The following is a 19073-nucleotide window of genomic DNA, read 5'->3' as shown; positions in this document are numbered from 1 at the left end:
CCTCCCCCGCGGGCATCCACAGGCCGCAGCCTTCGGACACGGTGAAGACGCGGTCGCCGACCCGAGCGGTCACCGCCCCGCGGCGCACCCACACCAGTTCGTGCGCGGGATGCGCGTGCGGCCGCCACTCGGTGGGCGCGCCCGGCACCTGCGACTCCGTGACGATCACGAAGGGCGCCGCGGCCCCCTTCGGCAGCGGCGCGGCCCGCCGCACCCGCGTGCCCGCCTCGCGCCGCCCCATCCCCAGTTCCGCGCCCACACCGGACATATCTCTATTGTCGCAGGCAGCACCGCCCCCGCGGCCGCCGCCCGCCCCTCGTTCAGCCGAACATCCCGTAATCGCCGAGCACCTCGAACGGCCGGGGCGCCGGCGCGGGCCCCGCGGCCCACTTGGTCACGGCCGCCTGCAGCTCGCGCGCTTCGGCGATGCCGGGCAGGGGGTTCTCCACCCCTTCGGCGAGCTCCAGCAGCGCGACGAACTCGCTGCTGCCGGCGCGGCGGAGGTAGGCGTACCGGACGCCCTCCGGCCGCTGCGCGTTCACGGCGGCGAACGCCTTCCCGACCGCCTCGGCGACCTCGGCGACCCCCTCGTCGGACACCTGGTACGTGAGCACGAAAACAGGCATGACACCCTCCCGAAGTCCCGGCGGGCCCGCTGCCCGCCTGCGTCACCGAGCCTCCCCGCAGGGACCGCCGCGCGTCCAATACCTGCATCGATAACCGATACGGCATGGAACCCGCCCTACCCGCCAAGCCACCCCGGACGGTCCGCTCCCCACGGGCGTCCCGCATCCGGGTAGCGGGCCGGAGCGCCCGCATAGGTCAGAACGGGGGCCGCGCAGGTCAGCGCGCCCGCCGGGGTGCGGTACGTCTGGACGGTCGCGGGCGCGGGCCCGCCGGCGGCGGCCCGATCGGGACGCGGGGCGGCGAGAAGTTCGGCGGCCACGCGCGCCAGGGCGATCGAGACGTGCCACGAGCCCCCGCGCCGCCGCTGGTCGCCCAGGCAGCGGACCACGGCGGCGGCGAGCAGGTGGCCCGCGGTGTGGTCGAGGACCTGGGCGGGCAGCGACGCGGGCGTCCCGCCGCCCGGTCCTTCGAGGAGGGCGATGCCGGTGGCGGCCTGCACGATGCTGTCGAAGCCGCGCCGGCCCGCCCACGGTCCGGCGGTGCCCCACGCGCTGACCGTCCCGACGACCAGGCCGGGGAAGCGTCCGGTCAGCTCGGCCGGGGACAGGCCGCGGCGGTCCAGCGATCCGGGCCGGTACCCGGTGACGACCGCGTCGGCCCGCCGGAGGAGGCCGTCGAGCAGCGCCCGGTCTTCCGGGACGTCCAGGTCGAGCGTCGCCGAGCGTTTGCCCTGCCCGGTGTCGAGGTGCTGCCAGCCGATCTCCGGGTGCCGCGGGGAGTCGATCCGCAGGACGTCCGCGCCGGCGAAGGCGAGGTCGCGCGTGGCCACCGGTCCGGCGATCACCCGCGTCAGGTCCAAGACCCGGACGCCGGCGAGGGGACGGCCGGTGCCCGACCAGGCCCGCGGCGCGGCGCCGTCCGTCCACGTCGCGGGGATCAGCGGGGCGTCGGCCCGGGCTCGGGGGTGACGGCGCCAGGCGGCCTCGTCGCGGACGGCCGCGACGACGGCTCCCGCGGTGGCCGCGCGTTCTTCGAGGTCGAGGGCGTTCCACCTGGTCAGCGCCCGCGCGAACGTTTCTGGTGACGCGTCGGGCCCGATGCCCACGAGGCGGCGGAGGCGGTGCTCGTGATGGGGGTAGTTCGCGTGGGTGCGCACCCAGCCGTCCGCGGTGCGCCAGAAGCCCGACAGCGGCGCCCACACGTCCGGTTCGTCCGCGTTGAGACGGAAGTGGCGTTCGCTGCTGACCGAGGTGGTGATGCGGTCGCCACGCAGGTGCACGGGCGCGGGAGGACGGCCGGTCCGTCCGGCGGACGCGAGGTGGACGGCCAGCGCCGTCAGCGCCACACCGTCGGTGACGAGCGCGGCGACGTCCAGCGCCGAGGGCAGGACCACCGCCGGTTCGGGGGCCTCGATCAGGTCGAGCGCCGAAGGGTCGCCGTCCAGGTCGCGCCAGGCGCGCCTGCCGATCGCGCTGATGGCCATGTCTCACCCCTCATCAGGCATTGTCGCCCTCCGGCGGGATGCGCCAGATTGAGGGGGTGCACGAAGACACCGCAGGCAGCGCCGAGCGACGGTTCTGGCGCGCGTACGAACCGGTTCACGCCGTCTGCTACTTCCATCCGCGGTTCGCCTCGGCCATGGCCGGGACCGGGCTGACCGGGTTTTGGAACGGCTACTTCGCGGGACGGGCCGCGCCGCTGGGGCGGACGCCGCCGGAGGCGGTCGCGGCGCTGTTCTTCGGCTTCTCGCTCCCCATGGTCGCCAAGGCGATCCCCAAGATCTGGACGCGCATCGAGCCGGAGGCGGCCGTCGGGGCGCGGCTGGAGGCCGCCGAGGCGGTCCTCGCGGAGCTGGCCCCGGAGGGGTCGCTCGCCGATCTGCGGCGGGTCGCGGACGGGCTCGACCGGGCCGTCGACGCGCTGCCGTTCGACGGGCGGGCGCTGGCCGGGGCGTGGGCGTCCGTCGAGCGGCCCCGGTCACCACTGGCCCGGCTGTGGCTCGCCGCGACCGTCCTGCGCGAGCACCGCGGGGACGGGCACGTGGCGGCGGCGACCGCGCACGGGCTCACCGGCCTGCAGGCATCGATCACCCACGTCGCCACCGGACGGGTGTCGCGTGCGGCGATCCAGGGCAACCGCGGCTGGACGGACGGCGAGTGGGCCGCGGCGGAACGCGCCCTGGTGGAGCGGGGCGTGCTGGAGTCCGCCGAGCGGCTCACCGCGGACGGCGCCGCGCTGCGCGCCCGGATCGAGGAGGCCACCGACCGGCTGTCCGGCGCGGGCCTGCGCGCCCTGGACGACCCGGCGTGGACGGTCCGGACGCTCACCGCGCTGAGCCGCACGCTCATCGACCGCGCGGCGGTGCCGGTGCCGAACCCGATCGGGGTCGCCCGGCCGTGACCGCCGCTACGGCCGGTGCCTGCGCAGCTCGGCGGACAGTTCGGCGGAGAACTGCTCGGCGTCGGCCAGGCGGGTGCGGATCTTCGCGCAGCGTTCCTCGACGAGCGCGCGGTAGACGGCGAGGCGCTTGGCGAGGTCGGCGCGGGCGGCGTCGCCGGCGGACTGGAGCTCGTCGAGGATGGCGAGGAGGTCGCGCATCTCCTCCAGGGTGAAGTCGAGGGGCTTCATCCGCTTGATGACGAGGAGGCGGGCGACGTCGTCGTCGGTGTAGAGGCGGAAGCCGCCCTGCGAGCGCGCGGTGGGGAGGGCGAGGCCGACGTCCTCGTAGTGGCGGATGGTGCGCAGGCTCAGGCCGGTCCGGTCGGCGACCTCGCCGATCTGCATGTGCCTGCCGTCCATCGGGTTCCTCCTCGCGTCACCGGACGGTCACACCGGGGACGGGTGATCCATGACGTGCGTCCAGCTTGCCATCATCCGCCGGGTACTCCGGTCCGGCGGAAGCGCGCGGAATGTGCCCTAACGTAAGGGTAGCGTTCGATCGGACGGAGGGACGATGGTGCTCCACGGGGGGCCGCGGTGAGCGGCGAGGTCCGCGCGGAGGCGGCGCGGCGCCGGACGTTCGCGGTGATCAGCCACCCGGACGCGGGCAAGTCGACGCTCACCGAGGCGCTCGCGCTGCACGCGGCGGCGATCGAGCGGGCGGGGGCGGTGCACGGCAAGGCCGGACGGCGGGGCGTGACCTCCGACTGGATGGACATGGAGCGCTCGCGGGGCATCTCGATCACCTCGTCGGTGCTGCGGTTCGAGTACGGCGGGGCGCTGCTGAACCTGCTGGACACCCCGGGGCACGCGGACTTCTCCGAGGACACCTACCGGGTGCTGGCCGCGGTCGACGGCGCGATCATGCTGCTGGACTCGGCGAAGGGCCTGGAGGCGCAGACGCTGAAGCTGTTCGACGTCTGCCGCCACCGGAAGATCCCGGTGATCACGTTCGTGAACAAGTGGGACCGTCCGGGCCGCGAGCCCCTGGAGCTGCTCGACGAGGTCGAGCAGCGGATCGGGCTGCGGCCGGCGCCGCTGAACTGGCCCGTCGGGGTCGCGGGCGACTTCCGCGGGCTCATCGACCGGGACGCCGGGTCCTACGTGCGGTTCCGGCGGACGCCCGGCGGCGCGACCCGCGCGGTCGCCGAGCCCGTCCCCGCCGACCGGGCCGCCGCGGAGGAGGGCGACGCCTGGACGACCGCGGCCGAGGAGCTCGCGCTGCTCGACGAGATCGGCGCGACCCTCGACATGGACGCGTTCGCCGCCGGGACGTGCACGCCCGTGCTGTTCGGCGCCGCGCTGCCCAACTTCGGCGTCGAGGCCCTGCTGGACACCGTGCGCCGGCTCGCGCCCGCGCCGGGCCCGCGGGCGGACGAACGGGGCGTCGACCGTCCGGTCGAGGCGCCGTTCGCGGGGCAGGTGTTCAAGGTGCAGGCGGGCATGGACCGCGCGCACCGCGACCGGCTCGCGTTCGTCCGGGTGTGCTCGGGCCGGTTCGAGCGCGGCATGACGCTCACGCACGCCGCCACCGGGCGCCCGCTGACCACCAAGCACGCGCAGACCGTGTTCGGCCGCGACCGCTCCACCGTCGACGCCGCCTACCCCGGCGACGTGATCGGGCTGCCGAACGCCGCGGGCGTCAAGGTCGGCGACACCCTCTACGCCAAGGGGCCGGTGGTGTTCCCGCCGATCCCGGCGTTCGCGCCCGAGCACTTCATGGTCGCGCGCGTCGACGACAACGGCCGCGCCAAGCAGTTCCGCCGCGGCATCGACCAGCTCGACAACGAGGGCGTCGTGCAGGTCCTGCGCAGCGACCTGCGCGGGGACGGCGCGCCGGTGCTGGCGGCGGTCGGGCCGCTGCAGTTCGAGGTCGTCACCGCCCGCATGGCCGACGAGTTCGGCGCCCCCGTCAACCTGACGCGCCTCGACTACACCACCGCGCGCCTCACCGACAAGGAGTCGGCGCCCGCCCTGGCGGCCCAGCGCGGCGTGGAGGTGTTCACCCGCGACCTGGACGGCGCGCTCGTCGCCGTGTTCCCCGACAAGTGGCGCATTCGCGCCATCGAGCGCGACAAGCCGGACCTCACCCTGATCCCGATGCTCGCCGCGGGCCTGCCGGACTGACCTGGACGGCCAGGCCGTCCGGGCTCGTCAGCCGCAGCCGCCCGCCCTCCCCGGCCACCGGTTCCGGCCCGTGCCCGCGGGCGGTGTCGAGGCCGTCACGCTCGTTCGGCGAGCCGAGGCGCGCTGTCACCTGGTGCTCCTGTCGGTGTCTCGGACCGGTCGGGGACGGGCCGGGGGGTGCGCCACCGAGCCTAGGCGCTGTGATCATGGTCGCGCCCGGCGGTCGAACGACTCTTCTGTCACGTTAGAGTAGGGATGCGCGCGGGGCGGTTCCGCGCGCCCGGCGGACGATCTTCCGGTGCCGCTCCCGGCGACGAGGCCGGGGCCGTCCGGTCCGCTCATCCGTTCCCCTTTCCGCCGCGCGCCCGTGCGGGGTGCGCGCGCGATCCCGTGTCTGGAGTGCCTTGTCCCTGCCTGCCGTCCTGGCGAGCCGCATGAAACCGAGCCGGCCGATCACCGCGGCGCTGGTCCGCACCGAGGTGCTGTCGGGGCTGGTGGTGGCGCTGGCGCTGATCCCCGAGGCGATCTCGTTCTCGATCATCGCCGGGGTCGATCCCCGGATCGGGCTGTTCGCGTCGTTCACCATGGCCGTCACCATCGCGGTCGTCGGCGGCCGGCCCGCGATGATCTCCGCCGCGACCGGCGCGATCGCCCTCGTCGTGGCGCCGCTGTCGATCAACCACGGTCTCGGGTACCTGGTCGCCGCGGTCATCCTCGGCGGGATCTTCCAGATCGTCCTCGGCGCGCTCGGCGTGGCGCGGCTGATGCGGTTCGTCCCCCGGTCGGTGATGGTCGGGTTCGTCAACGCGCTCGCCATCCTGATCTTCCTCGCGCAGGTCCCCGAGCTGCGGGACGTCCCGTGGCCCGTCTACCCGCTGGCCGCCGGGGGGCTCGCGCTGATGGTGCTGTTCCCCCGCGTCACCAAGGCAATCCCCGCGCCGCTGGTGTCGATCGTCATCCTGACGGTGATCACGGTCGCCGCCGGGATCGCCGTCCCGACCGTCGGCGACAAGGGCGAGCTGCCGTCGTCGCTGCCGGCCCTCGGCCTCCCGGACGTCCCGTTCACGTTCGACACCCTCGCGCTCATCGCCCCCTACGCGCTCGCGTTCGCGTTCGTCGGGCTGATGGAGTCGCTGATGACCGCCAAGCTCGTGGACGACATCACCGACACCCGCTCGAACAAGACGCGGGAGTCGATCGGGCAGGGCGTCGCCAACATCGTCACCGGGTTCTTCGGCGGCATGGGCGGCTGCGCGATGATCGGCCAGACGATGATCAACGTGAAGAACGGGGCCCGCACCCGGCTCTCGACCTTCCTGGCGGGGGCGTTCCTGATGGTGCTGTGCATCGTGTTCGGGCCGGTCGTGTCCGACATCCCGATGGCCGCGCTCGTCGCCGTCATGGTGCTGGTGTCGGTCGGCACGTTCGACTGGCACTCGGTCCGGCCCGCCACGCTCAGGCGGATGCCGCTCGGTGAGACCCTCGTCATGGCGGTCACCGTCGCGGTCGTCGTCGCCACCCACAACCTGGCGATCGGCGTCGTCGTCGGCACGGTCACCGCGATGGTGGTCTTCGCCCGCCGGGTGGCGCGCCTGGTCGACTTCTCGTCCGTCACCGACCCCGACGGCGAGCGGGTCGTGTACGCGGTCACCGGCGAGCTGTTCTTCGCCTCCAGCAACGACCTCGTCCACCGGTTCGACTACGCGGGCGACCCCGGGCACGTCACCATCGACCTCACCGACGCGCACATCTGGGACGCCTCGACCGTCGCGGCCCTCGACGCCGTCACCGCCAAGTACGGGCAGCGCGGGAAGACCGTCGAGATCGTCGGCCTGAACGAGCCGAGCGCCGAGATGCACGGCACGCTGTCCGGCGAACTCGCCGGGAGCCACTGAGGCCCGCGCTCACCCCGCCCGCGCGCCCTCGCGGGCGGGTTCCTCGGCGGCCCGGACGACGCCCCGGCACATGCCGCCGAACACGCGGTCGTGGAACGGCTTGAAGGCCCACCAGTAGAGGTGGCCGGCCAGCCCGCGCGGGTGGAAGAGGGCGCGCTGCGTGTAGCGGGTGCGGCCGTCGCGCTCCTCGACGCCCAGTTCCAGCCAGGCGAGGCCGGGCAGCCGCATCTCCGCGCGCAGCCGCAGCAGCCGGCGGGGCTCGATCTCCTCGACGCGCCAGAAGTCGACGGTCTCGCCGATCCGCAGCCGGTGCGGGTCGCGGCGGCCGCGCCGCAGGCCCACCCCGCCGACCAGCCGGTCCAGCAGGCCCCGGACGCGCCAGGCGGCCGGGAACGAGTACCAGCCGCGCTCGCCGCCGATCCCCTCGACGACCGTCCACAGCCGCTCGGCCGGGACGTCCGCCTCGCACGCCCGCTCGTCGGTGTACAGGCTGCCCCCGGCCCAGTCGGGGTCGGTGGGCAGCGGGTCGCTGGGGGCGCCGGGGACGCTCGCCGACGACCAGCGGGTGGCGACGTCGGCGTCCCGGACGCGGCGCAGCGCGAGCGCCACCGCGCGGTCGAAGCCGGTCGGGCCGTCCGGCGGGGGCGGGACGTACCGGTCGATGTCGTGCTCGCGGCAGACCACCTCGTTGCGCAGCGACTCCACCAGCGGGCGCGCGAGGCCCCCGGGCACGGGCGTGATCGCGCCGACCCACAGGCTCGACAGCCGCGGGCTCAGCACCGGGACCGGGACGATCAGCCGCGGCCGCAGCCCGGCGACGGCCGCGTAGCGGCGCATCATCCCGGCGTAGGTGAGCACGTCCGGGCCGCCGATGTCGAAGCCGCGGCTCACGTCGGCGGGCAGGTCGGCGGCGGCGACGAGGTAGTGCAGGACGTCCCGGATCGCGATCGGCTGGATCCGGGAGTGCACCCAGCGCGGGGTGGTCATCACCGGCAGCCGCTCGGTCAGGTAGCGGAGCATCTCGAACGACGCCGACCCCGACCCGATGATCACCGCGGCGCGCAGCCAGACGGCGGGAACGCCCGCGTCCAGCAGGATGCGGCCCACCTCGGCGCGGGACCGCAGGTGCGGCGACGGGTCCTCGGCGGGTTCCATGCCGCCCAGGTAGACGAGCCGGCGGACGCCCGCGTCGCGGGCCGCGGCGGCGAACGTGCGCGCGGCCCGGCGGTCGGTGTCGGCGAACTTCCCGTGGCCGAGCGCGTGGATGAGGTAGTAGGCGACGTCCACCCCGGCCAGGGCGCGGCGCGTCGACTCGGGGTCGGTCGCGTCGGCCTCGGCGATCTCCACGTCGGCGGCCCACGGGTGGTCGCGGAGCCGCCGCGCCGACCGGGCCATGCACCGCACCGGGCGTCCGGCGCGCAGCAGTTCGGGCACCAGCCGCCCGCCGATGTATCCGCCCGCGCCCGTGACCAGGAACATCGTCCCTCCGTACCCGGTGCCGGGCGGTGCAAGCACCGCCGGTCCGGCGCCCGGATGTCACGGGCGCGGGCCGGGCGGTGTCTAGAGGGTGAGCGCGACGGAGGGAGACATCATGCACGTGGTCGTGATCGGCGGCGGGTACGCGGGAGTCATGGCCGCCGACCGGTTGACGCAGCGGGCGGACGTGACGCTGGTCAATCCGCGCCCGCGGTTCGTCGAGCGGGTCCGGCTGCACCGGCTCGCGGCCGGGACCGGCGACGCGGTGGCCGACTTCGGGGACGTCCTCGCGGACGGCGTCCGGCTGGTGGTCGGCACCGCGGCGGCGATCGACGCGGACCGGTGCCGCGTGGTGCTGGCGGACGGCGCCGTCCTGGAGTACGACTACCTCGTCTACGCGGTCGGCAGCGGCGCGGCCCCGGGCGTGCCCGGCGCGGCCGGGTTCGCGTACCCGGTCGCGAGCCTGGAGGAGGCGGGACGGCTGCGGGACGCGGTCGCCGGCGCGGACTCGGCGACGGTCGTGGGCGGCGGGCCGCTCGGCATCGAGACGGCCGCCGAACTGGCGGAGACGGGACGGGACGTGACGCTCGTCTGCGGCGGCCGGCTCGGCCCGTACCTGCATCCGCGGGGGCGGCGCGCGGTGGCCCGGGAGCTGGCGAAGCTGGGCGTGACGGTACTGGAGGAGGCGGTGGCGACGTCGGTGGACCGGGGCGTTGTGCGGCTCTCGGACGGGCGGGAGCTGCCGGGCGCGGTGCCGGTGTGGGCGGCCGGGTTCGCCGTGCCGGACCTGGCCGCGCGCAGCGGGCTGACCACCGACGCCGCGGGCCGCCTCGCCACCGACGAGACGCTGACCAGCGTGGACGACGTGCGCATCGTCGCGGCCGGGGACGCCGCGGCGCCGTCGGGCGCGCCGCTGCGGATGAGCTGCCAGGCGGCGCTGCCGCTGGGCTCGCACGCCGCCGACACGGTGCTCGCCCGGATCGCGGGCGAGGCCCCAAAGGAGTTCGGCAAGGGCATCGCCGCGATGTGCGTCAGCCTCGGCCGCCGCGCCGGGGTGTTCCAGCTCGCCCACCGCGACGACACCGCGACGTGGTTCCACGTGGGCGGCCGGCTGGGCGCGAGACTGAAGGAGAGCGCGTGCGCCAGCCCGGTCAAGCAGCTCGCGAAGGAGGCGCGCGCGCCCGGTTCGCACACCTGGCCGGTCAAGGACGCTTCGCGGCGTCGGCCGCCGGCCGCCGGCGCGGCGGTCCGCTGAAGGGGGCGGTCGTGGACGCGAGTTCGACGGAGACGTTCGTCGCCCACCGGAACCTGCTGTTCACCGTCGCGTACGGGATGCTCGGGTCGGCCGCCGACGCCGAGGACGTCCTGCAGGAGACGTGGCTGCGGTGGGCCGGGGTCGACGCGGAGCGGGTGGCGGACCGGCGCGCCTACCTGGTGCGGATCACCACCCGGCAGGCGCTCAACCGGCTGCGCGCGCTGAAGCGCCGCCGGGAGGCGTACGTGGGGCAGTGGCTGCCCGAGCCGGTCCTCACCGCGCCGGACGTCGCCGACGACGTCGAGCTCGCGGAGAGCGTGTCGATGGCGATGCTGGTCGTCCTGGAGCGCCTCGCGCCGACGGAGCGGGCGGTGTTCGTGCTGCGCGAGGTGTTCGACGTCGGCTACGGCGAGATCGCCGCGGCGGTGGGCAAGAGCCCGGCGGCGGTGCGGCAGATCGCGCACCGGGCGCGCCGGCACGTCGCGGCGCGGCGCCCGCTCCGGGCGGTGTCCGCGGCGGAGAACCGGGCGGCCGTGGAGTCGTTCCGGCGGGCGCTGGAGACCGGCGACCCGCAGGAGCTGCTCGACGTGCTCGCGCCGGACGTCGTCCTGCTGAGCGACGGCGGCGGCGTGAAGCAGGCCGCGCCGGAGCCGGTCGTGGGCGCCGACCGGCTGATCGCCTTCTACCGCGGCGGGCTGGAGGGCGCGCTCACCTGCGAGCCGGCGACGGTCAACGGGGGCCCGGCGCTGCTGGTGCGGCTGGACGGGGAGCTGGACGGCGTCATGGCGGTGCGGGTCGAGGACGGCCGCGTCGCGGGCCTGTACTACGTCCGGAACCCCGCGAAGCTGCGGCACGTCGCGGGCGGGACCCCGCTCGCCCTGCGGTCGGCGTAGCCGCCGCGGGCGGGACCGCCGCCGGGCCGCGCCGCGCGCGGGCCCGGCCGCCGGGCCCGGCGGCCGGGCCCGGCGGCCGGGTCCGGCGGCCGGGTCCGGCGGCCGGGTCCGGCGGCCGGGTCCGGCGGCCGGGGCGGTCAGCCGGCCGACATGCCGCAGTCGACGGCGATGGACTGGCCCGTGATGTGCCGGGACGCGTCCGAGCACAGGAACGCGAACGTCTCGGCGACGTCCTCCGGGTCGATCAGGACGCCGGTCGGGTGCAGCGCGGCGGCCTCCTCCGGGGTGAACATGCCGCCCTGGATCGCCTGGTCGAGCAGCGGGGTGCGGACGACGCCCGGGCAGACCGCGTTGACCCGGATGCCCTGCCGGACGTACTCGATGGCGGCGGTGCGCGTCATCGCCACGACGCCGCCCTTGGTCGCCGAGTAGTCGGAGATGCCGAGCGGCAGGCCCACCAGCCCCGCGACCGACGCCATGTTCGCGATCGTGCCGCCGCCCTGCGCGAGCATCTGCCGGATCTCGTACTTCATCGACAGCCAGACGCCCTTGAGGTTCACCGCGACCAGCCGGTCCCAGGCGTCCTCGGTGATCTCGTGCAGCGCCGCGCCCTGCTCCTCGACGCCCGCGTTGTTGACCGCGCAGTCGAGCCGCCCGTAGGCGTCCACCGCCGCGCGGACCGCGGCCTCCATGTCGGCGCCCGACGTGATGTCGGCGCGCACGAACAGCGCCTCGCCGCCGTCCTTCGCGATCGCGGCCGCGGTCTCCCGCCCGCCGTCCTCGTTGATGTCGGCGACCACGACGCGGGCGCCGCGCTCGGCGAGCAGCCGCGCGGTCGCGGCGCCGATGCCCTGCGCGGCACCGGTGACGAGGACGGACTTGCCGGCGAGCTTCGTAGGCACTGTCAGCTCCTAGGGGAAGGGGTTGGGGGAACGGCCCGCCACGTGGGGGACGGCGCCGGCGGCGCGCTCAGGACCGCGCGCCCGTGGTCGTGGTGAGCACGTGCTCGATCATCGTGATCAGCACGTCCCTGGCGGAGTCCCGGCTGCGGACGTCGCACAGCAGCAGCGGGACGTGCTCCTCCAGGTCGAGCGCGATCCGCACGTCCCGGGGGTCTTTGCGCTCGGCGCCCTCGAAGCAGTTCACCGCGACCATGAACGGGGTGCCGCGGTCCTCGAAGTAGTCGACGGCGGCGAAGCAGTCGGCGAGGCGGCGCACGTCGGCCAGCACCACCGCGCCGATCGCGCCGAGCGCCAGCTCGTCCCACATGAACCAGAACCGCTCCTGCCCCGGCGTGCCGAACAGGTACAGCACCAGGTCGTCCTGCATGGTGATCCGGCCGAAGTCCATGGCGACGGTCGTGCTGGTCTTGCCGCTCACGCCGGTGGTGTCGTCGACGCCCGCGCCGCGGTCGGTGAGCATCTCCTCGGTGCGCAGCGGGCGGATCTCGCTGATCGAGCCGACCATCGTGGTCTTGCCGACCCCGAAGCCGCCCGCGACGAGGATCTTCGCGGCGATCGGCCGGCCGGCGGCCGGCGCGTCCCGGCCGGAGAGCTCGGTGTCAGAGTGCACGGAGACCATTCAGCAGCTTCCTTAGTACGAGCTCATCCGGGACGTCGCCGGCCGGGGTCGGCTTCAGCACCCTGAGCAGATTCTCATCACGCAGGTCGTCGACCAGGACGCGCACGACGCCGACGGGCAGGTCGATCTCCGACGTCAGGTCGGCGAAGGTGATCGACCGCCGGCAGATCTCCAGCAGCCGCCGGTGCTCCGGGGCCAGCCGCGACCGCGCCGGGACCGGCACGCCGGTGGCCTCCAGGACGGAGATCAGGTCGAGGGTGTCGTCCCGGAGCCGGGTCCGCCCGCGCGTCAGGGTGTAGGGGCGGACGACGGGTCCCGCGTCGCCGTCGAGCCACCGGTCATCGCTCACCCCGGCTCACCCCGGGCCCGGCACCGACAGCCGGGGCAGGACCGGCGGGCGCTCGGCGAACCGCTCGGCCAGCTCGGTCATCTCGTACGCGACCGCGCCGGCGTCGACGTCCGGCGGCCCCATCGCGACCAGGGACGCCCGGTCGCCGGCGGGGTTCATGAACACCAGCATCGTGTCCAGCTCGATGACGCTCTGCAGCAGCTCGCCGCCCGCGAACCGGCGGCACGCGCCGCGGGCGAGCCCCTGCACGCCCGAGACCAGCGCGGCGAGGTGCTCGGACTCCTCCCGGCCGAGCCCGGAGGACGCCCCCACGACCAGCCCGTCGTTGGACAGCAGGACCGCGCCGCGCAGCGGCGCCGCACGGCGCACCATGCCGTCGAGGAGCCGGAGCACCTCCCCTTCGGTGATCGGTGCCGCGGTCATCGCTCCCCTTCCTCCTCGGTCGGTTCCGCCGCCGGGTCCGGCGGCAGCGGCTCGGCGCGCCCGCGCTGCCAGCCGCTCTGCATCGACGCCATAACCGAGCGGGCCCGGGCGGGCGCGCTGTGCCGTCCGGGGCGGGGCGCCGGTTCGGGCTCCTCCGCGCGGTGCCGTCCGGCGGGCTCCGGCACGGCCGCGGGCCGGTCGGCCTCGGCGGCCTCCGGCGCCGGGCCGTCCGGGGCCGCGTCCTCCTCCGCCGCGCGGTCCGCCGACACGACGATCGCGTGCGGCAGCAGCACGATCGTCTTGAGGCCGCCGTAGGCGTTCGGCTCCAGCGCCACCTTGATGCCGTGGCGGTGCGCGAGGCTGCCGACGACGAACAGGCCGAGCCGCTCGCCGTCGGTCAGGTCGAACTCCGGCTCGCGGGCGAGCTGCCGGTTGACGGCGGCGAGCTTGTCCGGGTCCATGCCTAGGCCGCGGTCCTGGACCTCCACCACGAGGCCCTGGCCCACCGGCCCGGCGTCGACCTCGACCGGGGTGTTCGGGGGCGACAGGGTCGCCGCGTTCTCGATCAGCTCGGCGAGCAGGTGGATCACGTCGGCGACGGCGGAGCCGACGATCGACTCCTCCGCCGTGCTGACCACCTCGACGCGGGCGTAGTCCTCGATCTCGCCGACGGCGCCGCGCAGCACGTCCAGCACGCGGACCGGGCGGCGCCAGCCGCGGCCGGGGGCGGCGCCGGACAGGATGATCAGGCCCTCGGCGTGCCGCCGCATGCGGGTGGTGAGGTGGTCGATGGCGAACAGGTCGGCCAGGGCGTCCGGGTCGGACGCCTTGCGCTCCAGCGTGTCCAGCATCGACAGCTGGCGGTGCAGCAGCGACTGGTTGCGGCGGGCCAGGTTCTGGAAGACCTTGTTGACGGCCCGGCGCAGTTCGGCCTGGCCGACGGCGGCCTCCACGGCGGTGCGCTGGACGGTCGAGAACGTGGTCGCGACGTCGAACACCTCGGCCGTCCGGCCCACCTCCAGCGGCGGGGCCTCCACCGCCACGTCGACCTCGTCGCCCCGCTTCAGCCGGTCGACCACCCCGGGCAGCCGCTGCTCGGCCAGCGTGTGCGCCGCGGCCTGCAGGTCCCGCAGGTCGCGGCCGATCCGGCGGCCGAACCGGAGCATGAGCACCGCGGTGAGGACGATGGCGAGCAGGCCGATGCCGCCGACGAGCGCGAGCCGCAGCAGCGTCGCGTCGGAGGTCTTCTTCGCGTCGGCGGCCAGCACCATCCGCGACGTGCCGAGGGCGCCGTCCAGCGCCTTGATGTAGCCGCCCGCGGACGCCGTCCACGCGTCCGGGGTGAGCCGCAGCCGCGCCCCGGGCCGCGTCGCGAGGACGCGGTTCTCGGCGCCGGTGAAGCCCTTCGCGGCGGCGGACGCCAGCGCCCGCTCGAAGGGCGCGCCGTTGGCCGCGGTGAACTCGGAGAGGCTGGAGGTCTCCAGGTAGCGGCGCTCGAACACCAGCCGGGTGATCGCGGTGTGCTCGGCGGGGGTCGCCCGGCCGCCGCCGACCAGCACGCCGCCGACCAGCGCCGCCTCGCGCCCGGCCAGCTCGATGGCCCGCGACATGCCGGTCAGGTGGTACGCCTGCTGGTACCCGTTGTCGGCGACCAGCAGGTAGATGAACCGGAAGTGGGCGTCGACGACGTCGTTGTACGCCTCAAAGGCCGTGAGCTTGGTCAGCGCCCCGGAGTCGACCTGCTCCCGGATCTTCCCGATCTCGTTGAGCTTGCCGATCAGCACCGAGAGCCGCGACTTCATCGGGCCGTTCAGCGTGTCCTGGAACTCGTCGGAGCGCGCGGCCTCGTTCATCCGCACGATCGTGCCGTCCATCTTCCCGCGGACGGCGTCCATCGACGTGCGCGGCAGGCGCCCGCCGCCGCTCAGCCACACCACCGACTCCTGGCGCTCCTGCGCCAGGGTGACCAGCATCGGCTGGACGGCGTAGCCGTAGATCTCGTTGGCCGTGTCGATGTTGCGCTGCTGGAACGCCTCGGACGCGACGCCCTGCGCCGCGAACGCCCACAGCGTGACCAGCGACACCATGGGAATGACGAGCAGGCCGTAGAGCGAGAACCGGATCGAGCGCCGGCGGGGGCTTTTCACCGGGCGTTGCCACCGTGCGGAACGGGCACGTCGGTGATCACGTCGGTCATCTGGCCGTCTCTCTTACCTTCGGTGCGAAGCCGGGCTGGAACGGGGGACACCATAGCCACCATTTTGATCAGCTGTCGCCAGGTTGAGTGGATACGGATCGTCCTGGGATGGAATCATCCGAAGGGTCGGCCGACCCCGCCCCCGCCCCGAAGAGGAGAAACTCTCGTGACATCCCTGCTCGGCGAATCTTCCGACCGGCTGGACTGGCTGATCGACGGACTCGTCGAACGCGTGCCGCAGGTCACAAGGGCGGTTCTGCAGTCCGCGGACGGGCTGCTGCTGGGGGCGTCCTCCGGCCTGGACCGCGCGGACGCCGACTACCTGTCCGCGCTGGCCGCCGGCCTGCAGAGCCTCGCGCACGGCGCGCGGACCCAGTTCGGTGCGAGCGAGGTGCGCCAGACGATCATCGAGATGAGCGGGGCGTTCCTGTTCGTCACCGCCGCGGGCGAGGGCGCCTCGCTGACCGTGATGAGCGACGCCACCGTCGATCCGGCGCAGATCAGCTACGAGATGGCCACCCTCGTCCGGCGGGTCGGCGAGCACCTCGCGACCCGCCCCCGCGGGAGCTGACCCCGCCCCGGGACGGCACCGCCCGGCCGCCGGGGGGCGACTCCCCCGGCGGGGCCGAACGGCGGACGGGTCGAATGATTTTGCTTTCGCGTGCACAACCCCGCTCTCACGCCGTTTCGTCATGACCGACGTCAAGGAACGGTCCAAAGCAACCGGTAAAACGAAACGGCACCACCGTAGCTGATCATGCCGAATGGATCGGGCCAACGGCGTTGAACCGGAATGCCCGAACCGTCGATGCCTTTCCCGACCGCATTCGATAGCGCAGGTCAGTGACCGGCCACCGGCGCCGGAGAACGTCCGGAAAGGTTGCCTCGGGCTCCGCGATCCGCCGGACCGGCCGAGACGTCCGCGCCGGAACTCCTCCCCTCGTCTTTGCCGCGTCACCGCATTCGCGTGCCGTGACTCCAGACCTTGACCCTGTGCCGTCGGCCCCATCCGAAGCCCCGCCGGCACGTCCCGCCGCGCCCGTCCGGCCGGACGGGCGCTCAGTCCGAGGCGGCGGGGCGCCGGCGGGTGAGGCGGCGCTCGAGCAGGACGAGCAGGTAGTTGAACACCAGCCCGAGCACGGAGATCGCGATGATGCCCGCGTACATCTCGTGGATCGCGAAGTTCTGCTGCGACGAGCCGACCAGGAAGCCGAGCCCCTCCTTCGCGCCGACCATCTCCGCGACGATCATCACCAGGACGGACGTCGACCCGGCCAGCCGGATCCCGGTGAAGATCGCCGGGACGGCGGCGGGCAGGACGACCTTCTGGAAGACGCGCACCGCGGGCAGCCCGAGCGAGCGCGCCGACCGGATCAGCGTCGGGTCGACCGTGCGGACGGCGCCGATGGTGTTGAGCAGGATCGGCCACGCGCACGCGTACAGGACGATCGCCACCTTCGACGTCTCGCCGATGCCGAGGATCAGGACGAAGACCGGCAGCAGCGCGATCGCGGCCGTGTTGCGGAACACCTCCAGCAGCGGGTTGAGCAGGTCGGCGACCGTCCGGTACCAGCCGATCAGCAGGCCGAGCGGGACGGCGGCCGCGATCGCCAGCCCGAACCCGGCGAGGGAGCGGACGATGCTGGCGCGGGCGTTCTCCCACAGCCGTCCGCTCGCGGCGAGGTCCCCCAGCGCGGGCAGGACCTCGGAGAGCGGCGGCAGGAAGATCGGGTCGACGAGGTTCGCGCGGGGCGCGGCCTCCCAGAGGGCGAGGAACGCGGCGATCGCGACGGTGCCGCGGGCGGCGCGGGCCGCGGCGGCGCCGATCCGGCGGGCCGGACGGGACGCGGGGCGGGACGGCGCGGACCTCGTCCCGGAGCAGCGACCAGACCGCGTGCCGGTACGCCGCGAACTCGGGGGCGGAGCGCAGGTCGGCGTGCGCGTCGCGGGGGCCGAGGCCGATGCCGACGACCTCCTTGATCCGGCCGGGGCGCGCGGTCATGACGGCGACGCGTCCGCCCAGGTAGACGGCCTCGTCGATGCCGTGCGTGATGAACACGATGGTCTTGCCGGTCGCCGACCAGATGCGGACGAGTTCGTCCTGCAGCGCCTCGCGGGTCTGGGCGTCGAGCGCGGCGAACGGCTCGTCCATCAGCAGGACGCCGGGGTCGTAGGCGAGGCTGCGGGCGATCGCGACCCGCTGCTTCATGCCGCCGGACAGCTCGTGCGGGTAGCGGTCCTCGAAGCCGGACAGGCCGACGAGGTCGAGGTGGGCGCGGGCGATCTCGGCGCGCTCGCGGCGGCCGACGCCCTTGGCCTCCAGCCCGAACTCGACGTTGCGGCGGGCGGTGCGCCACGGGAGCAGCGCGTACTGCTGGAAGACGATGCCGCGGTCGAGCGCGGGGCCGGTGACCTCGGTGCCGTCGATCTCGACGCGGCCGGCGGTGGGCCGGGTGAGGCCGCCGATCAGGTCGAGGAGCGTGGACTTGCCGCAGCCGCTCGGCCCGACGACGGTGAGGAACTCGCCTTCGGCGACGTCGAGGGAGACGCCGCGCAGGGCGGGGAACCCGCCGCCGCCCCGGACGGGGAAGCTCTTGCCGACCCCGGTGATGCTGATCTTGGCGGTCACCGCGTGCCCCCTCCGGCCGCGTACGGGTTGAACTCGTTGGTGTAGAGGTCGCCGGGCGCGACCGTGGCCTCGGGGATCTGGCCGACCTCGGCGAGCCAGTCGCTCCAGGTGGTGAACTCCCGGTCGCTCATCACGCCGCCCTTCCCCGCGACGCCCCACGACAGCCAGTACCGGAGCGCGTCGCCGGTCTCGTTGCGGCCGCGGGCCTCCAGGATCCGCGTCAGGTGGGCGACGACCTCCTCGCGCGGGCGCTCCCGCGACCACTCGATCGTCCTGGCGACGCCCGCGGTGAAGGCCCGCACGGTGTCGGGGTTGCGCTCGATGAAGTCGTCCCGAAAGACGTACGAGCCCGCGGTGAACGGGCCGAGGAAGTCGACGTCGCGGAACAGCGGGCGGACGCCGCCGTTGTCCTTCGCCTTCTCCTGGAAGATCCCGGCGAGCGCCGCCACGTCGATCTGGCCCTGGCGGAGCGCCTGCTCCGTGGCGACCGGCGGCAGCGCGATCGGGCGGACCTCGGCGACCTCGGCGGCGGTGAGTCCCCTGCCCCGCAGGTAGAGGTCGAGGACGGCCTGTGAGTGGCCGCCGAGGGTGTTCATGCCGACCTTCTTGCCGAGGAGGTCCCGCGGGTTCTTGATCGGGCTGCCTTCCAGGACGAAGAAGCCCTGGTAGTACTTCGCGTCGGTGCCGTAGTAGCCGATGACGGACGTCAGCGGCGCGCCGGCCTCCTGGAGTTTGACGGACGCGCCGTTGAACGCGCCGCCGAAGTCGATCTGGCCGGTGGCGGCGGTCTGGACGTCCTGCGGCCCGCTGCCGGTGTTGCCGACCCACTCCAGCGCGACGTCGCCGAGGAAGCCGAGGTCGGCCGCGAGTTCGGGGAGCGTGACCGTCCCGGTCCAGCCCTGGTAGCGGAGGGTGCCGGTGCGGCGCGCCCGCCCGGACGCCCTGCCGCAGCCGGCCGCGAGCGGGGCGAGCGGCGCGCCGGCCGCGGCGGCCGAGAGTGTCGCGAGGAAGCGCCGGCGTGTGGTTCCCGTGATGCTGCTCAAGAATGCCCTTTCCCTGGACGCCTGTACTGCGGGTTCGTCAGGTGGCGGGGCGACACAGGGCGCCGGCCTGGCGCCGGAGGTCGACGTACAGGCGCGCGGTGAGCGCGTCGCGGAGCGAGTGGTGGGGAGTCACGGTTGC

18 protein-coding genes and 2 pseudogenes are annotated in these 19073 nt (G+C 74.5%); 6 read left to right on the top strand and 14 right to left on the bottom strand.

Annotated features, from left to right (window positions below; translation table 11 throughout):
- Positions 1 to 22: 22 nt before the first annotated feature.
- The 3 genes and pseudogenes from DMH08_RS41370 to DMH08_RS01675 form a co-directional block, all read right to left on the bottom strand.
- A pseudogene (locus tag DMH08_RS41370) lies at positions 23 to 241 on the bottom strand (AraC family transcriptional regulator); the annotation flags it as partial.
- 79 nt (positions 242 to 320) lie between these two features.
- Complete coding sequence (locus DMH08_RS01680; RefSeq protein WP_064743744.1) at positions 321 to 626, bottom strand: hypothetical protein; 306 nt, start codon at positions 624 to 626, stop codon at positions 321 to 323.
- Between the two features lie 116 nt (positions 627 to 742).
- Positions 743 to 2110: a CoA transferase gene (locus DMH08_RS01675; protein ID WP_125611188.1), complete on the bottom strand. Its 1368-nt coding sequence runs from the start codon at positions 2108 to 2110 to the stop codon at positions 743 to 745.
- A gap of 56 nt (positions 2111 to 2166) precedes the next feature.
- Here DMH08_RS01675 and DMH08_RS01670 point away from each other — a divergent pair, with 56 nt between their 5' ends.
- Complete coding sequence (locus tag DMH08_RS01670; RefSeq protein ID WP_199747562.1) at positions 2167 to 3027, top strand: SCO6745 family protein; 861 nt, start codon at positions 2167 to 2169, stop codon at positions 3025 to 3027.
- A gap of 6 nt (positions 3028 to 3033) precedes the next feature.
- Here DMH08_RS01670 and DMH08_RS01665 read toward each other — a convergent pair whose 3' ends face one another.
- Positions 3034 to 3426 carry a MerR family transcriptional regulator gene (locus DMH08_RS01665; RefSeq protein ID WP_026405049.1) on the bottom strand — a complete coding sequence of 131 codons (393 nt, stop codon included), beginning with the start codon at positions 3424 to 3426 and terminating at the stop codon, positions 3034 to 3036.
- A 177-nt stretch (positions 3427 to 3603) separates the two neighbouring features.
- Between DMH08_RS01665 and DMH08_RS01660 the strand changes: the two genes are divergently transcribed.
- Together DMH08_RS01660 and DMH08_RS01655 are read left to right on the top strand one after the other, a co-directional pair.
- Entirely contained in the window at positions 3604 to 5193 is a 1590-nt protein-coding gene (locus tag DMH08_RS01660; RefSeq protein ID WP_026405050.1) for a peptide chain release factor 3, read from the top strand.
- A 434-nt stretch (positions 5194 to 5627) separates the two neighbouring features.
- Entirely contained in the window at positions 5628 to 7088 is a 1461-nt protein-coding gene (locus DMH08_RS01655) for a SulP family inorganic anion transporter (RefSeq protein WP_125611184.1), read from the top strand.
- Between the two features lie 9 nt (positions 7089 to 7097).
- Here DMH08_RS01655 and DMH08_RS01650 read toward each other — a convergent pair whose 3' ends face one another.
- Positions 7098 to 8567, bottom strand: coding sequence for an SDR family oxidoreductase (locus DMH08_RS01650; RefSeq protein WP_125611182.1), 1470 nt, complete (start codon positions 8565 to 8567; stop codon positions 7098 to 7100).
- Between the two features lie 112 nt (positions 8568 to 8679).
- Between DMH08_RS01650 and DMH08_RS01645 the strand changes: the two genes are divergently transcribed.
- Together DMH08_RS01645 and DMH08_RS01640 are read left to right on the top strand one after the other, a co-directional pair.
- On the top strand, positions 8680 to 9819 hold the full coding sequence (locus DMH08_RS01645) for an NAD(P)/FAD-dependent oxidoreductase (RefSeq protein WP_125611181.1): 1140 nt from the start codon (positions 8680 to 8682) through the stop codon (positions 9817 to 9819).
- Between the two features lie 11 nt (positions 9820 to 9830).
- A complete protein-coding gene (locus DMH08_RS01640) occupies positions 9831 to 10712 on the top strand; it encodes an RNA polymerase sigma-70 factor (protein ID WP_125611179.1) in 882 nt (293 codons plus the stop codon).
- A 137-nt stretch (positions 10713 to 10849) separates the two neighbouring features.
- Here the strand turns inward: DMH08_RS01640 and DMH08_RS01635 are convergent, their stop codons facing one another.
- The 5 genes from DMH08_RS01635 to DMH08_RS01615 form a co-directional block, all read right to left on the bottom strand.
- A complete protein-coding gene (locus DMH08_RS01635) occupies positions 10850 to 11614 on the bottom strand; it encodes a glucose 1-dehydrogenase (RefSeq protein ID WP_026405055.1) in 765 nt (254 codons plus the stop codon).
- A 67-nt stretch (positions 11615 to 11681) separates the two neighbouring features.
- A complete protein-coding gene (locus DMH08_RS01630; RefSeq protein WP_125611177.1) occupies positions 11682 to 12293 on the bottom strand; it encodes a GTP-binding protein in 612 nt (203 codons plus the stop codon).
- Positions 12274 to 12642: a DUF742 domain-containing protein gene (locus DMH08_RS01625; RefSeq protein ID WP_026405057.1), complete on the bottom strand. Its 369-nt coding sequence runs from the start codon at positions 12640 to 12642 to the stop codon at positions 12274 to 12276. Before DMH08_RS01625 ends, DMH08_RS01630 begins: the two co-directional genes overlap by 20 nt.
- Before the next feature lie 6 nt (positions 12643 to 12648).
- Complete coding sequence (locus tag DMH08_RS01620; RefSeq protein WP_034520680.1) at positions 12649 to 13065, bottom strand: roadblock/LC7 domain-containing protein; 417 nt, start codon at positions 13063 to 13065, stop codon at positions 12649 to 12651.
- Entirely contained in the window at positions 13062 to 15212 is a 2151-nt protein-coding gene (locus tag DMH08_RS01615) for a sensor histidine kinase (RefSeq protein WP_125611175.1), read from the bottom strand. The genes DMH08_RS01620 and DMH08_RS01615 overlap by 4 nt, the downstream gene beginning before the upstream one ends.
- Positions 15213 to 15428: 216 nt before the next feature.
- Here DMH08_RS01615 and DMH08_RS01610 point away from each other — a divergent pair, with 216 nt between their 5' ends.
- Positions 15429 to 15833 carry a roadblock/LC7 domain-containing protein gene (locus tag DMH08_RS01610; RefSeq protein ID WP_325052901.1) on the top strand — a complete coding sequence of 135 codons (405 nt, stop codon included), beginning with the start codon at positions 15429 to 15431 and terminating at the stop codon, positions 15831 to 15833.
- Between the two features lie 488 nt (positions 15834 to 16321).
- Here DMH08_RS01610 and DMH08_RS41365 read toward each other — a convergent pair whose 3' ends face one another.
- The 4 genes and pseudogenes from DMH08_RS41365 to DMH08_RS42735 form a co-directional block, all read right to left on the bottom strand.
- Positions 16322 to 16870: an ABC transporter permease gene (locus DMH08_RS41365; RefSeq protein ID WP_267898519.1), complete on the bottom strand. Its 549-nt coding sequence runs from the start codon at positions 16868 to 16870 to the stop codon at positions 16322 to 16324.
- A gap of 250 nt (positions 16871 to 17120) precedes the next feature.
- Positions 17121 to 17891 (bottom strand): annotated as a pseudogene (locus DMH08_RS01600) (ABC transporter ATP-binding protein); the annotation flags it as partial.
- Positions 17888 to 18934 carry an ABC transporter substrate-binding protein gene (locus DMH08_RS01595; RefSeq protein WP_125611171.1) on the bottom strand — a complete coding sequence of 349 codons (1047 nt, stop codon included), beginning with the start codon at positions 18932 to 18934 and terminating at the stop codon, positions 17888 to 17890. The pseudogene DMH08_RS01600 and the gene DMH08_RS01595, both read right to left, overlap by 4 nt.
- A 37-nt stretch (positions 18935 to 18971) precedes the next feature.
- Positions 18972 to 19067, bottom strand: coding sequence for a putative leader peptide (locus DMH08_RS42735; RefSeq protein ID WP_341849575.1), 96 nt, complete (start codon positions 19065 to 19067; stop codon positions 18972 to 18974).
- Positions 19068 to 19073: the final 6 nt, after the last annotated feature.

Source organism: Actinomadura sp. WAC 06369, from assembly GCF_003947565.1.
In the GTDB taxonomy this organism is placed as follows: Bacteria; Actinomycetota; Actinomycetes; order Streptosporangiales; family Streptosporangiaceae; genus Spirillospora; species Spirillospora rifamycini.
This window is presented reverse-complemented; position numbering and strand designations above follow the sequence as displayed.